We start from the raw sequence: 13914 nt of genomic DNA, 5'->3' as shown, positions 1-13914 counted from the left end.
CCCGATCCTCGGCGGCGTCAGGCCAGGTCGGCAACCACCCGGTCGCGGCCGGCGCGCTTGGCCGCGTAGAGGTTGCGGTCGGCCTGCGAGAGCAGCGCCGAGACGGTGGACCGGCCCTCGATCGCGGTGGTGACCCCGATGCTGGTGGTCACCGGCAGCGCGCCGGTCACCGGCTGCCACGCGTGCGTGCGGATGCGCAGGCGCAGCAGCTCGCAGCGGCGGGTCGCCTCGGCGCCGTCCATCCCGGGGAAGATCAGCAGGAACTCCTCGCCACCCATCCGGGCCGCGATGATCGCGGGGTCCGTCGCCGCCTCCTGCAGCAGCGTGCCGATGTGCTGCAGCACGCTGTCGCCGGTGGCGTGCGACAGCGTGTCGTTGATGCGCTTGAAGTGGTCGAGGTCGGCGATCGCCACCGAGATCGGGCCGCGCCGGGACGCCGCCTCGCTCAGCAGCGCAGGCAGCCGCTCGTTGACGTACCGCCGGTTGTAGAGGCCGGTCAGCGCGTCCCGGTGGGCCATCTCCCGGAAGTGCTCGCTCGCCTGGCGCGCCTCGTTGGCCTCGAAGACCGCCTGCATGGCCCGGGCGCGCGACTCACGCTGGACGGAATGCAGGGCCGAGGAGTCGGCATGGAAGAGCTGATGTTCCTCGTACGCCTCCCGGTAGCGCCCGGCCGCCGCGAAGAGCGCCGCCTGTTCCTGCCGGGCGCGGGCGCGGAGACGGGCCAGTCCATTGGCCTCGCACTCGCGGATCGCCCGGTCCAGGACGGCCTGGGCGTCGGCGTACCGGCCGGCGAGCCGGCGCGCCTCGGCCAGCGTCAGCAGGCACTCGGCGCCGGCGTCGCCCTCGTTGGCCGGGATCGTGCCGTCGAGCACGCCGGCCAGCGTCGTCTCGATCGAGTCGAAGCGCCCGCCCAGCATCTGCACGCGGGCCACGGTGTCCAGCTCGTTCGCGGCCAGCGGGCGGCCCGAGCGGGCCGACGCGGCGTACATCCGGTCGGTGAGCGCGCGGGCGGCGGGTTCATCTCCGTTCTCGTACGCGGTGTAGGCCATGTTGTTGAGGATCAGCAGCGTGAGCTCCTGGTCCCCGGCCGCGGCGGCCAGCTGGAGGGCCTCGCGCGAGCGGCGGTCGCCCTCCTCGGTCGAACCGCTGTCGTCCAGGGCCACGGCCAAGGTCATCATGTGGCGGGCGCGCAGGGCCGGACCCACGTCCTCGGTGAGGTTCGATACGCACTGCACGCCGTGGGTCAGCGCGTCCGAGAGGTCGCCCACGAGCCGGAAGAAGATCGACAGCTCGCGGTGGGCGCGGGCCTTCACGTACCGGCTGTCGTGCCGCTCGGCCCAGGCCAGCGCCTGGTGGGCGAGCCGGCCGCCCTCGCCGATCCGGCCCTCGCGCATCATCACGTCGGCGCGCAGCAGGGTGGCGCGCTGGCCCAGCTCCTCGTCGCCGAGCACGGCCGCCGCCGCCTGGGCGCGGGCGGCGGGAAGCCCGACCGTCCGGAACTTGGATGCACCCACCAGTTCGAGCTCGAGCAAGTCGGCCGCGAGCGCCGCACGGGCGTCGGTGGCCGTGGCGCTGTCGCGCTCCGCCGCCTTCGTCGTCACTGCTTCCTGCTTCCTGCCGGAGGGTGCCGTGACGCATCAGAGTGGGGACGCCCGGGAGCATCGACGGTTCCGCCCGGTTGCGGGAAGGTTGCTATCGCGCGTTCATCGCTTGGTGCAAACCGGGGCGGAGGAGGGGATCCGATCGGTCGAGTACGCGACGGAGACCGTGAAGCAGTAGTTCTGGGTGTCGTTCAGGCCGTAGACCATGTAGTCGTTCGTGCCCGCCGGGAGCTGCTGGAACGCCCGCAGCGGCTGGCCGGTGCGCCCGCCGGAGATCAGCACCGGCCCCTCGGCGCCCTTGGGATAGGTCCAGGTCAGGTGCACGCTGTCGCGGTTGTCGCGGAGTTTGACGTCGGTCGGCGCACCGGGGGCGCCGGCCGGCGCGGTGGTGGTCGCCTCGGTCGGCTTGGGCGCGGTCGAGGCAGCGCCGCCCGGGTTGGTGGCCCCCGGGTTCGCGGATCCGCCCGGCTTGGTGGCCCCCGGGTTGGTGGCCCCCGGGTTGGCGGCCCCTGGGCTGGCGGCCCCTGGGCTGGCGGACCCCGGGGTGGCGACGGTCGGCTGCGAGCTGGTGGCGCCGTTCGCGTCGGGCAGCGTCAGCGCCACGATGGCGATCGCCACCGCGATGCCCGCGATCAGCACGGCCACCAGCAGGAACGGCTGCCGTCGCCGTCCGGTGGCGGGCGGCTCGGGGCGCACCGGCAGCAGGCGTTCCGAGTTGGGCGGGGTGGCCAGCGTGTCTGCCGGAGCCGAGCCGACCGGGAGGGGCCGGCCGTCCGGGCCGAGCTCGGCCGCCCGCATGCCCGGCATCGGCGGCGGCGTGTCGGCCCGCGCGTGCCGCCCACTCGGATCGCCCGGCGTCTGCCGGAAGTCGGCCAGGTAGAGAGGCTGCTGATAGACGGTGCCGTTGGGGTCGGTGGGCCGGTTGTCGGGCGGCGGCCGCAGCGGGTCGTCGGGCGGGAAGTCACCACCGTGCTCGGGATCGGGCACCGTAGGCCGGCGCGGAAAGGGCATGGTCGGCCCGGCCGCGGATATCCCCGGCCCGAGAGGCGGCAGGCCACGCCCGTCCGGACCGCCCGCCGGTGGCCAGGCCGGCCCGTCCGCCTGAGCCGCGCCCGCCTCAGCCGCGGCGCCCGCGCTCGCCTGTCCCGCGCCCGCCTGAGCCGCGGCGCCCGCGCCCGCCTGAGCCCCCGCGCCCGCCTGAGACCCCGCGAACCCACCTGTCTGACCGGCGGCGGGGGTGCCGGGCGGCATGGCGGGGCCGGCGGGCCGGGCGACCCGGCCGCAGACGTGCCGGCCGGTGGCCGGGGCGACGGCGAGGCCGGCCACCTGCCGTACCAGCGGATGGTCGGCCGGCAGATAGCGCGCGCACAGCTCCTGGGCCAGGGCCAGGTGCTCGCGGGACTCGGCGTCGCGGGCGCACTCGCGCTCCATCGCGCCCAGCCGGGCCAGCATCTTGATGCCGGCCGGGGAGGCGTCGCCGTGGTGATGGCGGTGCCGCACCCAGGCGCCGGCCAGGCGGGACCGGGCCGAGGTGCAGTGCCCGGCCGCGTGCTCGGCGGTGGCGAGGTCGGCCTCGGCCGCCAGCACCCGGGGCGAGTCGGGGCCGTCGAGCTCGGTGAGGTCGGCGACCAGGCGCTCGTAGACCTGCGCCGCCCGCTCGACATGGCCGACCCGCTGCAGGACGGCCGCGTGTGTGGCGGCGGCCGCCACCGTGCGCTCGTCGTGCCGCCCGTGCAGGCGCTCCTCGGCCTCGTGCGCGAAGCCGGCCCACAGCCGGGCCGCGTGCGCGTCGCCGAGCGCGATCAGGATGCGCGCGTGCAGGGCGGCGGCCACGGCCAGGTCGGGAGTGGCGTGGCCGGGGTCGGTGTCGGCCGGGTCGAGCGCACCGGCCAGCACTCGCCGGGCGCCCGCGAGGTCGCCCGCCGACGTCAATGTCTGCGCGCGCTGGGTGAGCTCGGCGAGCGGGGCCGGAGGCATGTGTCCCATAGTGCTCGTTCGAACACGTTAGGTACAACCCCGCCGCGACAGCGCGAAACGAGTGTCGCGGTTGTCCACAGGTTTCGGCCGGCCGGATGCGCGAACCGGCCCGGGCACTGTAGAACTCGGATATGTCCCCATCGGAGATCGCGACGGTCAAGCGAGAGCTGCTGGTTCGCCACCTGGAGGCGTGGGCCCCGGCCGCGCTGCACCGGGCCCGGCGAGTCACCTACGCGCACGGTTACGCCGACGCCGACGGGGGAGACCTGGCCGAGGCGGCCGCGCGGGTGCTGGGGGAGCAGACCGATTTCGTACGTGGCCGGGAGCTCGCGATGCTGCTGGTGGGCGACGACGTGGGTCCGGTCTCGGCCCGGCTCGGCGCGTTGCCCGAGATCGGTGGGCTCGCCGTGCACGCCGTCTCCGGGGGGACGGAGGAGCGGCTGGGGGTCGCGCTGAAGGCTGGGGGAGCTTCGCGCGTACCGCTGCTGGGATTTTTGGATGCGTCGAGCGCGAGTGCGCCGCCCGGCCGGGAGACGGTGGCCGCGCTGACCGCTGGGAAGCCGGCGGAGGTGCTGCTGGTGCTCGCGCCCGGGGTGCCGGCCGATGCCTATCGGGCCGAGTGGCCACTGTTTACGCAGGTGGAGCTGGCGACGGGGGAGGAGCCGGGCGAGTTGCTGGCGTTCGGCACCACGTCGGGCAAAAGCCTCGAGGGCTTCAAGGAGGCATTGTGGGCGGTCGATGAGTTCGCCGGCGTGCGCTACCGCGATCCCGGCGATCCGGAGCGGCATCTGATCGACATCTCGCTCAGCCCGCATCCGGGCCCGCTGCGCCGGGAGATCCTCGCCCACCTCGGCCGGGTCGGTTCGGCGACGGTGACCGAGTTGCGCACGTTCGCGCTGACGTCCACGGTCTATCGCGCGGCCGATGCGACTCGCGTGCTGCACACGCTGGCCGATTCGGGGGCGGTCACCCGCCAGCCGCCGGGGGGACGGCTGGGCGGGGACGTCGTGATCAGCCTGCCGTGACTCAGCGGCGCGCCTTGTCCTGCTTCCAGGAGAGCGGGCCGGGGAGGTCGACGCGGTGGGCGCGGGTGCGCGAGTTCCACGACCAGCGGCCGATCTTGATGCTCCAGGACGAGAAGCCGTGCTCCGTGAAGTTCAGGATGAGCGGCCCGAACTTCTTGCGACTGCGGAACATGAGGCCCATCGGTACGTCCCTCCTGAGGTGGCGTGCGTGATGGGCGATCGGTTCCCGATCCGGCGGATTTACAAACTCCGCTGCCTCAGCGCGGCTGCCAGGCGTCGGGGCGGGTCGTCAGCTTGCGCACGTGGGCCGGCATCCGGCCGTTGATCACCTCGGCCAGGCTCACCTCGTCGACCACCTCGCGGACCGCGGCACGCAGCGCGACCCACAGGTTGGGCAGGTTTTCGGCGGCGCCCGCATATCGAGTCTCCTCCGGACGGAGGCCGCGCACCCCGGCGAGCGGGCCGTCGACGGCGCGGAGGATCTGGCCGATCGTCACATCACGCGGAGGTTGTGACAATGTGTAGCCACCCTCGGCGCCGCGCTGGGCTCGCACGACGCCGGCGCGGCGCAGGTCGGCCAGCACCGCCTCGAGGAACTTGCGGGGCATTTCCTGATCCTGGGCGATGGCCTGGGCGGACATCAGCGATGGGTAGGCCTGCGCCAAGCTGAGGGCGGCCCGGACCGCGTAGTCGCCGCGCGCGGAGATCTGCACCTACCCATAATGCCCCCTCGACGCCAGCTTGCCGCACATACCCCACGGATTTGTGGGAATTACGCTCAGTCAGCAGGTCGTCGCTGGGTGGGAATGCCGTTGCCCTGGTGCCGGCCCATGTCGGCGCGGAACTGGCCGGGGCTCATGCCGACCTCGCGGTGGAAGAAGCGCCCGAAGTTGGTCGGCTCGGGAAAGCCCAGGTGGCGGCCCACCTCGGCGACCGAGAGCGGGGTGCAGGCGAGCAGCCGGCGGGCTTCGAGGGCGACCCGGTCGTCGACCACCTGCTTGGCGGTACGGCCGGTGACGGCCAGGCTCGCCCGGGTCAGGGTGCGCACCGAGCACCCCATCTCCTCGGCGTAGTCCTCGACCCGGCGGCTGCGCGGATGGCCGGACTCCAGCCGGCGGCGGAACCGGGCGAACGTGCGGGCCTCGGCGCCCAGCGGGGCCGGGTCGTGGGTGAGCAGCGCGATCCGCAGCAGCACCACGGCGAGCTGGTGACGCAGCAGCTCGGCCGCGACCGGGCCGCTGCGGTGCCGCTCGCAGTCGACCGCCAGCTGGGCGAACTCGGTGATCACCGCGTCCTCGTCCTCGCCCTCGAGCTGCCAGCGGGAGGGCGACTCCGGATGCTCGGGCCAGTGGTCGCCGGCCAGCTGGGAGTCGAAGGTGACCACCGAGGCGGCCAGGCCGTTGGCGCCGATGCGCAGGGCCTGGCCGGGGCGGATCCAGAGCAGGGTGCCGGGGCGGCACGGCTGGGCCGCGAAGTCGACCTCCACCGTGCCGTGCCCGCGGGTCGCGAGCAGCAGGGCATGGTACGGCGGGCGCCAGGGACCGGCCGGTTCGACCTCGCTCAGCGCGCACGTCGACACCCCCGCCCAGCCGGGCGGGGTCAGCGGTGCGGCCTGCACTACAGAGGTCATCGCGCCGACGGTAACCGCCCATGACCAGCAGCGCACCTGCCAAAACGCGGGTTGACGGGAATGTGTCGGATAATCGGGGTCAATGTCCGTTTTATGCATGTTTTGTGCCGCGACTTCATTTCCGTACGGAAAAAGACGGCCCGCGCGGATCGGCAGTGTCCGCGCGGGCCGTCTTTTGTTTGCTGCTATCCGGCTCCTATCGACCTGCCAGGAGCCGGTTGACCGCCGCGTCGACGTCCAGATGTTCGGATTCCCGGCCCCGCGGCACCACGACATAGGTGCGCCGGAGGAATCGGACAAGAACGCTGCGAGGCACTTCGAACAGCGCGTTGCCGTCCGGAGACGACAGCGCGAGGGCGACGAAATCCCCCCGTGGCGTGGCCCATGGCCACACCCGGACGTCGCCGATGCCCGCGGGCTCATCGAGCCCGGTCACGAGCAGTTCCCGTGCGAAGGACCAGCTCACGGCTTCCCCACCGGCTGATTCCGCATGGAACAACACGTGGACCGCATAAGGGTCGGCTGGGTCGTAGCGGAGACTGGCGCGCACGGGCAGAGCCGTGGCGTCAGGCGCTACGAGCCGCAGCGAGGTCTCGACCTCGACGGTCGTTGGACGAATGGTACTCATGGACGAACTCCCCCCGGCACCGCTGCGAGGCTGGTGAACCCCGCGTTTCCCATACTCAGGTGATCCCTGTCGTTACGCTCCGCCATACGCTGATCTCACCCAGTAGTGGGAAGACGGTTCCGAAAAGCTCTTCGCACAAGACGTAAAGCGATATCTTGTCCTGTTCTGCCCAAGTACTCGGTTCCGCCCGGCGTCGGGTGGTCCAGCAGTTGACTTACTCCGGTAACGTCCATTCCTCCCGGGTAGTGACGGGGCTCCGGGACACTGGGGGATGAAATGAGCACGAAAGCGGACGAGGATCGGGCACCGATGGGTGTTTTGGACAAGATCCGGGCAAAGCCGACCGGTCGTCTGGCTCTCAAGATCGGAATAGGCGTCCTGGGCTCTCTCGTGATCGCCCTGGGCATCGTCCTGATCCCGTTTCCCGGGCCGGGCTGGGCGATCGTGATCCTCGGCCTCGCGATCTGGGCCGTCGAGTTCGCCTGGGCCAAGAACCTGCTCGAGTTCACCAAGCGGCACGTGAAGGCGTGGACGAGCTGGATCGGCCGGCAGAGCCTGCCCGTCCGGGCGGTCATCGGCATTGTCGGCATGATCTTCGTGGCCGCGATCGTGTGGGCGTCCGTACGCGTCAGCTTCGGTGTCGACCTGATCGAAAAGACGCGCGAGTGGCTGAGCTGACCCCTGGTTGGCCCCGGGAGGGCCCCGTCTAGTACAGTCTGTCTCGCTGAAGGGCGATTAGCTCAGCGGGAGAGCGCTCCGTTCACACCGGAGAGGTCACTGGTTCGATCCCAGTATCGCCCACGAGTCCCGAGGCCCCCCTGTCCGCTGAGAAGCGCGGACCTGGGGGCCTCGTCATGCTGGCTCAGGGGGCCGAGCCCCCTGAAACCCCACGAAAACCCGGCGGGTCGTGCTGCGTCTGCGTGAGGCCCATGCTGGCTCAGGGGGCCGAGCGCCTGAAACCCCACGAAAACCCGCGGGCCGGTGTGGTCGCGTCGCGGTCGGTAAGGGGCGGGCCGTCGGCAACATGATCCGTGACGGGGGGTCCTCTGTGTGCGGGTAAAACCGCAGCTCGTCGGGTTGATGACAGAAGAAGCGGCGGGATTGTTCCCGGGCATTACCTTCGCGCTCAGCAGCCCAGTCCCGGAGGCCGTCATGCGCCCGCGATTCGTCTTCGTCCCCTGCTTTCTTCTGGCGTTGGCCGCCTGCAGTGGCCATTCCGGCGGCGCCAAGACCGCGGCGCCGCCGGCCGCCGATGCCACCACTGCGGCTGCCCCGGCGGCGACCACGTCGAAGGCGACGGCGACCGCGACCGGGTTGCCGGAGAAGCCGGCCGGCGTCTCGACGGCGGCGAAGGCCAAGCCTTCCGGATCCGGGGATCCGCGCTCGGGCACCCAGTACGCGATCCTGGTGTCCAGCAAGCTGTCCGCCCGGCAGATCACCTACGACTTGATCGAGTGGTACGACGGCAAGGAAGCGGTGAAGGCGTGCGCGGAGGACAGTGTGAAGCCGGCCGAGAACGACTACTGCACCGGCTACTACAGCCGTAACAACAACAAGAAACTGCGCACGCTCACCGTTTCTCCCGACGCCCCGATCCGCGTGGGTCCCACGCCCGAGGCGAAGTCGGTCGACCTGAAGACGTTCCTGCGCGAGGTCGTCAACGGCAGCGTTATCACCTTCGACGTCGACGCCAACCGCATCATGAGACTCGATCAGGTCTACCTGCCCTGACGGTGACCACCGCCCGAACCGGCACCGTCCGGTCATCGGCGAACGACTCGTCGCGGTCAAGGCCGGTTACGGGACCGGCGGTGACGTTCGCCTTCGATGGCGGGGACGGCGTGGTCCCGAATCGCGGTCATCAGGTCGGCAGCCACATCGTCGGTCGGGAATCCCGCCCAGACCGACCACCAGTGGTCGCCGCCATGGTGGCTGATCGAACCGAGGCGGGCGGTCCACCCAGAGGGCGACGCCACGCTGACGTCGGCAGTGAACTTCACGCCCATCCACGTATTGCCCTGCGACTGCTGAAACACAATTGTCCCCTGGTGCCTCGGGGTCTGCAGGACGAACCGACGCCCCGAGCCGGTGAAGCCGAGCCGCCGCAGTTCCGGTACCACCGTTGTCCGCATCATCCGCAAGTAGCCGTCCCTGGCCGACGGACCGATTTGCGGCACGACGCCGGCCTGAACGACCCCGGTTGCCTTGTCCACCCGTACGCAGAATTCCCCGAGGTGAGTTCCCGGCTTACCCGCTACTGCCCGCCAGACCGGACCGCCGTCGGCAACCGCTTTGACCAAGAACCTGCCGTCCGCCTCGGACAGCGTTTCCAGCCAGCTCTGGACGGCCGCCGAAGCCGCCTCCTCCGTGTCGATCACGTTCGGTATTGTGCCGTCACCCACCAACCACATGGTCGCCGTCATCGCTGGTGGATCAGGGCCTCGAGTGTCGCCAGGTCGTCGGGTGCCAGCCAGGTCTCCTCCAGCGGGGTGCCACCCGCCTTCTGAATCGCCGCGGTCAGCGGCCCCGCCCAGAGGTGCTCGATCAACGCGACCGCCGCCACGGAGCCGGGCGGCACGGCATCGGCCAGGGACCACACCGAGTCATCGGCGACCTCCATGCCGCCCTCGTCCTCTCCGTCCGGCTGGCCGAGGAGCGCGGCCGCCAGTCCGCCGAGTCCCGCGTCGGCGCCGGCCGGCGCGGCCAGCGTCTCGACCGCGCCGTCCTCGGCGCGCGAGACGAGGAGCAGGTCGACCAGGCGGACGATTCCGGCCGCACGGAGCCGGGTGAGCTCGGCGAGTATCTCGCCGGAAAGAGCCGGCTGGTCGAAACCGACGACGAGCACCTGTACCGGCCCCATCATCGGTTCACCCGGGCCCGCAGGTCCTGATACTCCTCGGCGGTGATCACCCCGGTGTCGAGCAGCTGCTGCAAGGCCGGCATCGGATCGGGCTCCGGTGTCGCGGTCGGCCGAGGCCGCGGGCGGGGCGGATGAGAGGCCGCGTAGGCCTGCGCCGGCGTGAACCGGCCACCGTAGTACGGCACGTCGCCGGTCATACCGGAACGCCGCAACTGCTTCGGTACCAACAACATCGGTCCTCCTCTCGACCTGGCGCCAGTCTTGCCCGCCGACCCGGGGCCACACCTCATCCCCAGCGGGCCATGGGGGTCAGTCGCCGGGGCGGACCAGGCCCGACTCGTACGCGTAGATGACCACGTGCACCCGGTCTCTCAGGTGCAGTTTGGCCAGGATCCGGGCTACGTGGGTCTTGACGGTGCCGGGGCCCACGTTGAGGTGCTCGGCTATCTCGGCGTTGGAGTGGCCGCGGGCCAGGGCGGTCAGCACCTCGCGTTCGCGGGTGGTCAGGCGGTTCAGCGGGTGCCGGCGGTCGTCCTCGGGCGGCGTGCGGCCGGGAGCGGGCAGGTGGCGGGCGAAGGCGTCGATCAGGCGGCGGGTCACGCTGGGAGCCACCACGGCGTCGCCGGCGGCTACGGCCCGGATGGCGGTGAACAGGTCGGCGGGCGGAACGTCCTTGAGCAGGAAGCCGCTGGCGCCGGCTCGCAGCGCGGTGAAGACGTACTCGTCCAGGTTGAACGTGGTGAGGATGAGGACCCGGGTGGCCACGCCGGCGGCGGTGATCCGGCGGGTGGCCTCGATGCCGTCCATGACCGGCATGCGGACGTCCATCAGCACCACGTCGGGAGTCAGCGCTCGGGTCATGGTCACAGCCTGGGAACCGTCGCCCGCCTCACCGACGACCTCGATGTCGGGCTGCGACTCCAGCGCCATGCGGAAGCCGAGCCGCAGCAGCGCCTGGTCGTCGACGAGCAGCACCCGTACGGTCACGACGGCTCACCCCCGCTTCCGAAGTGGAGGCTGGCGTAGACACGCCAGCCGCCGGTCGGCAGCGGTCCGGCGTCGACCCGGCCGTGGTAGGCCGCCACCCGTTCGAGCATGCCGGCCAGTCCCCGGCCGGCGCGTGGTCCGGCGGTCTGCCCGGCCCGCAAGACGGCGGCGGGCCGACCGGCCCGGGCGCTGCCACCGCCGTTGATGATCTCCAGCTCGGCGCCGTCCTCGGTGTACCGGAGGGTGATCCGTGCGGTGGCCGCGGGTCCGGCGTGTTTGAGCGTGTTGGTGAGCGCCTCCTGGACGAGCCGGTAGATCGTCAGCTCGGCGCCCGGTCCCCACCGGCCGGGCGTGCCCTCGCGCACCAGCGTGGTCTCCAACCCGGCCTCGCGGACCTGGGCCACGAGCTGGTCGAGGTCCCCGAGACCCGGCTGCGGGCCGGGTTCGGCCCGCTCGGACGAGTCGCGAAGCAGGCCCAGCAGCCGGCGCATCTCCTCGAGCGCCTCGCGTCCGGTGGCCGAGATCGTCCCGAGCGTGTCGGCGGCCCGCCGGGGCGCGGCGGCCGCGGTGAGCGCCGCCCCGTCGGCGAGCGCGATCATGACGGCCAGGTTGTGGGCGACGATGTCGTGCACCTCCCGGGCGATCCGGGTCCGCTCGGCGGCGGCGGCACGCCGCTCGACCTCCGCGACGTACGCCCGGCGGGTGCGCACCGTGATGCCGAGAAGCACAGCCGCGGTCAGGGCGGCGGCCAGGGCGGCCAGATCGCCGAGCCGCAGGCCGTGCTGAGACCACCCGGTCGCCAGGACGGCGGCGACCGCGGCGACCGCCGGCCACCACCACCGCCAGGTCCGGTGCCGGGCGAGCGTGGCCACCGCGGCCAGCAGCACCGCGAACGGGTAGAAGGCGTCGATCCCGGCCACCGTCCACGCCGCCAGGGCGATCGCGAAGACGGTCCAGAAGACCGTCACCGGGAACCGTCGCCGCACGACGAGGGGCAGGTGGATCGCGGCGAACCACAGCCAGCCCACCCCGGTCGTGCCCGCCGCCGCGCCCACCGCGTCGGCCAGCGCCAGCAGGGCGGCCGGTCCGGCGTCCACCCCGAGCTGCCGCACCCGTCTCATCGCGTGCAGCCTACGGTTCGACGAGCTTCATTGTCCGTGCCATGCGCAGGGCAGCGGCGGCGATGATCGCTTGCGGTCATGCCCCGGACGCTAGGGACGGCGCGCGCCCGCCACGACAGCCGCGAGGCAGACCGGGCGTCGTTGGCGTGTATGCCGTCCGGCATACGGGGCGGCAAGGGGCCCGGCCGCCGGGACGGTCAGTTCGGGAAGATCGGCGGGCCGGCTTCCGGTATCTCGACCCGTAACCGGACGGCGAACCCGTCACCGGTACGGATGATCGTCGTGTCGATGTCGAGCTGGTGGATCAGCCAGAGTCCCCAGCCCCGGGCCAGGGGGTCCGGCGTCGCCGGGACGAGGCCGGCCAGCGGGTCGGCGGGGCCCGGGCCGCGATCGTGGACGCGGACCACGATGCGCCGCGGTGAGGCCCAGATCCGGACGGTGACCGGCGGTTCGCCGTGGTAGATGGCGTTGCCGGCCGCCTCGGAGACGCCGTGGATCAGTTCCTTGAGCGTCCTGACCTCGAGCCGGCCGGCGGCGATCCGGATGACGGCGCGGCGGGCCTCGAACGGAGGGCGGTCGACCAGCTCCACCATCGGTGTGGAGGTCTCGAGCGGGTCCGGCGGGGGCGGCAGCGCCTGGAACTCGGAGGTCTGCTGGAAGCGTCCGCTGGCGTAGCGCGATCCGTCCGGCGAGAGGAGACGCGGGTGGGTGCGCTCGACGGCGTCGAGTACGGCCGCGGAAGCGGTGCTGGTGTCGTACAGGCATCGGCCCCAGACCGGGAAGTCCTGCCAGACGGTGTTGACCGCGCTCTCGTAGCGGTCCCAGCCCTCGAACTCTCGCCCGTTGCCGGGATGCGGCACGTCCCCGGCGATCCGGATCTGATCGGCGCCCATCGCGAGGTGGAACTCGAACAACCGCCGATAGGTGGCGATCGCCCGGGCCGGCGTCGAGTACAGCCCCCGGTCGATGATGAACTCCACCGGGGAGGCGTCCGCGAGTCGCGCCCGCAGCAGGTCGGACTTGCGATCGTCGTAGCCGATGACCACCGGATCGCCGGCGGCCAGCCCTTCCTCGACGAACGGCACGATCAGGCCGAGGAACTCGGCGTCCGAGCGGTAGAAGCCGGCTTCGTGGAAGTGGCCCGTACAGCCGCGGGCGGCTCCCGTCCTCATCACACCACCTCCGTGCCGAGCGACGAATCCTCGACCGGTGGATCGATCCCCAGGTTCGGATGTCGCCACCCCAGAATTCCGATCATGCGGTGGAGCTCCGGTGACACGTGTGCCAGCGTAATCCGGCCGCCCGCGGGCAGCCGATCGGCGATGGCGTACAACCGGCGGAAGGTGCCGATGTCGAGGAAGGTGACGCCGCCGACGTCGATCACCAGACGCGGAATGGCCGCCAGGCGAGCCTCGACCACCCGCGCGCACCCGTCCAGATTGGTTCCGTCCAGTTCGCCGGTGATCCGCAAGCCCGGTGGCGTGGCACGGAAGCTGGCCCGCGGCGGCGCGACCCGGTCCGGCGCGGCTCCGGCGTGCTCGGCCGCGAGGAGCCGCACGTGTTCACCGTTGAAGTACCGCTGGTCGTACTGGCAGACGGAGGTGACGCCCTCCTCCTGGTGGAGCCGGGTGGTCAGCCGCTCCCAGGCCAGCACCTCCCCGAAGGGCCCGAGTGCCTGGGTTTGACCCACCTCGGTGACGATCCGGAGGCCGGGGAACCCGTCCGAACGGGCCAGCTCGGCGGTGGCATGGAACCCGTCGGCCGCCGCTCTCCGGTCCGGACCGTACGGCAGGCCGTAGACGTCGGCGAACCGGCACACCGAGAACTGCCCGGCGACGGTCGCGGCCTCGGCGTTCGTGTCGTCGGCCGCCAGCGTCGCCCGGACGGAGGGCGGGGGCCGTTCATCGACCACGTACAGCACCCGGTCGCCGGCCTCCAGGCCGGCGGCGATGAACGCGGCGGCGGTCCGCGCCATCTCCGCCTCGCTCCGGTAGAGAGCGATCAGATGGGTGCCGGGCGCGAGGGTGCACAGGTCCACCGGGGCGTCGGTCACTTCTCCGCCCCCTTCCACATCGGGCGCTGTGA

At 72.0% G+C, this 13914-nt stretch carries 16 protein-coding genes and 1 tRNA gene; 4 read left to right on the top strand and 13 right to left on the bottom strand.

Going from position 1 to position 13914, the window contains the following annotated elements:
• Positions 1-17: 17 nt before the first annotated feature.
• The gene (locus tag ACQP2F_RS36355) at positions 18-1601 is read right to left on the bottom strand and encodes a GGDEF domain-containing protein (protein ID WP_433295646.1); all 1584 of its coding nucleotides are present in this window, start codon (positions 1599-1601) and stop codon (positions 18-20) included.
• 102 nt (positions 1602-1703) lie between these two features.
• The gene (locus tag ACQP2F_RS36350) at positions 1704-3578 is read right to left on the bottom strand and encodes a fibronectin type III domain-containing protein (RefSeq protein ID WP_433295644.1); all 1875 of its coding nucleotides are present in this window, start codon (positions 3576-3578) and stop codon (positions 1704-1706) included.
• Between the two features lie 131 nt (positions 3579-3709).
• Here ACQP2F_RS36350 and ACQP2F_RS36345 point away from each other — a divergent pair, with 131 nt between their 5' ends.
• Positions 3710-4603, top strand: coding sequence for a hypothetical protein (locus ACQP2F_RS36345; protein WP_433295642.1), 894 nt, complete (start codon positions 3710-3712; stop codon positions 4601-4603).
• A gap of 1 nt (position 4604) precedes the next feature.
• On the opposite strand, the gene ACQP2F_RS36340 is transcribed toward ACQP2F_RS36345, so the two are convergent.
• The 4 genes from ACQP2F_RS36340 to ACQP2F_RS36325 all read right to left on the bottom strand — a co-directional run bounded on the left by ACQP2F_RS36340 (position 4605) and on the right by ACQP2F_RS36325 (position 6861).
• Complete coding sequence (locus ACQP2F_RS36340) at positions 4605-4784, bottom strand: DUF4236 domain-containing protein (RefSeq protein ID WP_433295640.1); 180 nt, start codon at positions 4782-4784, stop codon at positions 4605-4607.
• Between the two features lie 76 nt (positions 4785-4860).
• A complete protein-coding gene (locus ACQP2F_RS36335) occupies positions 4861-5316 on the bottom strand; it encodes an RrF2 family transcriptional regulator (RefSeq protein WP_433295638.1) in 456 nt (151 codons plus the stop codon).
• A 65-nt stretch (positions 5317-5381) separates the two neighbouring features.
• Entirely contained in the window at positions 5382-6233 is an 852-nt protein-coding gene (locus ACQP2F_RS36330; RefSeq protein WP_433295636.1) for a helix-turn-helix transcriptional regulator, read from the bottom strand.
• Positions 6234-6429: 196 nt separating this feature from the next.
• Positions 6430-6861: an SsgA family sporulation/cell division regulator gene (locus ACQP2F_RS36325; protein WP_020514863.1), complete on the bottom strand. Its 432-nt coding sequence runs from the start codon at positions 6859-6861 to the stop codon at positions 6430-6432.
• 309 nt (positions 6862-7170) lie between these two features.
• Between ACQP2F_RS36325 and ACQP2F_RS36320 the strand changes: the two genes are divergently transcribed.
• The 3 genes from ACQP2F_RS36320 (at position 7171) to ACQP2F_RS36310 (ending at position 8592) form a co-directional block, all read left to right on the top strand.
• On the top strand, positions 7171-7539 hold the full coding sequence (locus ACQP2F_RS36320) for a TIGR02611 family protein (RefSeq protein WP_433295633.1): 369 nt from the start codon (positions 7171-7173) through the stop codon (positions 7537-7539).
• 51 nt (positions 7540-7590) lie between these two features.
• Positions 7591-7662, top strand: a tRNA-Val gene (locus ACQP2F_RS36315).
• Between the two features lie 249 nt (positions 7663-7911).
• Entirely contained in the window at positions 7912-8592 is a 681-nt protein-coding gene (locus ACQP2F_RS36310) for a hypothetical protein (protein WP_433295631.1), read from the top strand.
• A gap of 56 nt (positions 8593-8648) precedes the next feature.
• Here ACQP2F_RS36310 and ACQP2F_RS36305 read toward each other — a convergent pair whose 3' ends face one another.
• The 7 genes from ACQP2F_RS36305 to ACQP2F_RS36275 form a co-directional block, all read right to left on the bottom strand.
• Positions 8649-9239 carry a DUF4304 domain-containing protein gene (locus ACQP2F_RS36305; protein ID WP_433295629.1) on the bottom strand — a complete coding sequence of 197 codons (591 nt, stop codon included), beginning with the start codon at positions 9237-9239 and terminating at the stop codon, positions 8649-8651.
• A gap of 41 nt (positions 9240-9280) precedes the next feature.
• Positions 9281-9724 carry a DUF6325 family protein gene (locus tag ACQP2F_RS36300; RefSeq protein ID WP_433295627.1) on the bottom strand — a complete coding sequence of 148 codons (444 nt, stop codon included), beginning with the start codon at positions 9722-9724 and terminating at the stop codon, positions 9281-9283.
• Complete coding sequence (locus ACQP2F_RS36295; RefSeq protein ID WP_433295625.1) at positions 9721-9954, bottom strand: SHOCT domain-containing protein; 234 nt, start codon at positions 9952-9954, stop codon at positions 9721-9723. The genes ACQP2F_RS36300 and ACQP2F_RS36295 overlap by 4 nt, the downstream gene beginning before the upstream one ends.
• 76 nt (positions 9955-10030) lie before the next feature.
• Positions 10031-10651: a response regulator gene (locus tag ACQP2F_RS36290; protein ID WP_433307736.1), complete on the bottom strand. Its 621-nt coding sequence runs from the start codon at positions 10649-10651 to the stop codon at positions 10031-10033.
• 53 nt (positions 10652-10704) lie between these two features.
• A complete protein-coding gene (locus ACQP2F_RS36285; RefSeq protein ID WP_433295623.1) occupies positions 10705-11829 on the bottom strand; it encodes a sensor histidine kinase in 1125 nt (374 codons plus the stop codon).
• A gap of 197 nt (positions 11830-12026) precedes the next feature.
• Entirely contained in the window at positions 12027-13001 is a 975-nt protein-coding gene (locus tag ACQP2F_RS36280; RefSeq protein WP_433295621.1) for an anti-sigma factor RsbA family regulatory protein, read from the bottom strand.
• Positions 13001-13882, bottom strand: coding sequence for an MEDS domain-containing protein (locus tag ACQP2F_RS36275; protein ID WP_433295619.1), 882 nt, complete (start codon positions 13880-13882; stop codon positions 13001-13003). Before ACQP2F_RS36275 ends, ACQP2F_RS36280 begins: the two co-directional genes overlap by 1 nt.
• Positions 13883-13914: the final 32 nt, after the last annotated feature.

Origin of the sequence: Actinoplanes sp. CA-030573, assembly GCF_050951115.1 — a bacterium.
Classification (GTDB): Bacteria; Actinomycetota; Actinomycetes; order Mycobacteriales; family Micromonosporaceae; genus Actinoplanes.
Note: the sequence above shows the minus strand (reverse complement) of the source record. Positions and strands in the feature narration are given on the sequence as shown.

Bases quoted from the DNA above. Each gene is read 5' to 3' on its own strand.
- ACQP2F_RS36350 (WP_433295644.1), bottom strand. From the start codon at position 3,578: ATGCCTCCGGCCCCGCTCGCCGAGCTCACCCAGCGCGCGCAGACATTG.
- ACQP2F_RS36345 (WP_433295642.1), top strand. From the start codon at position 3,710: ATGTCCCCATCGGAGATCGCGACGGTCAAGCGAGAGCTGCTGGTTCGC.
- ACQP2F_RS36340 (WP_433295640.1), bottom strand. From the start codon at position 4,784: ATGGGCCTCATGTTCCGCAGTCGCAAGAAGTTCGGGCCGCTCATCCTG.
- ACQP2F_RS36330 (WP_433295636.1), bottom strand. From the start codon at position 6,233: ATGACCTCTGTAGTGCAGGCCGCACCGCTGACCCCGCCCGGCTGGGCG.
- ACQP2F_RS36325 (WP_020514863.1), bottom strand. From the start codon at position 6,861: ATGAGTACCATTCGTCCAACGACCGTCGAGGTCGAGACCTCGCTGCGG.
- ACQP2F_RS36320 (WP_433295633.1), top strand. From the start codon at position 7,171: ATGGGTGTTTTGGACAAGATCCGGGCAAAGCCGACCGGTCGTCTGGCT.
- ACQP2F_RS36300 (WP_433295627.1), bottom strand. From the start codon at position 9,724: ATGATGGGGCCGGTACAGGTGCTCGTCGTCGGTTTCGACCAGCCGGCT.
- ACQP2F_RS36295 (WP_433295625.1), bottom strand. From the start codon at position 9,954: ATGTTGTTGGTACCGAAGCAGTTGCGGCGTTCCGGTATGACCGGCGAC.
- ACQP2F_RS36290 (WP_433307736.1), bottom strand. From the start codon at position 10,651: ATGGCGCTGGAGTCGCAGCCCGACATCGAGGTCGTCGGTGAGGCGGGC.
- ACQP2F_RS36285 (WP_433295623.1), bottom strand. From the start codon at position 11,829: ATGAGACGGGTGCGGCAGCTCGGGGTGGACGCCGGACCGGCCGCCCTG.
- ACQP2F_RS36280 (WP_433295621.1), bottom strand. From the start codon at position 13,001: ATGAGGACGGGAGCCGCCCGCGGCTGTACGGGCCACTTCCACGAAGCC.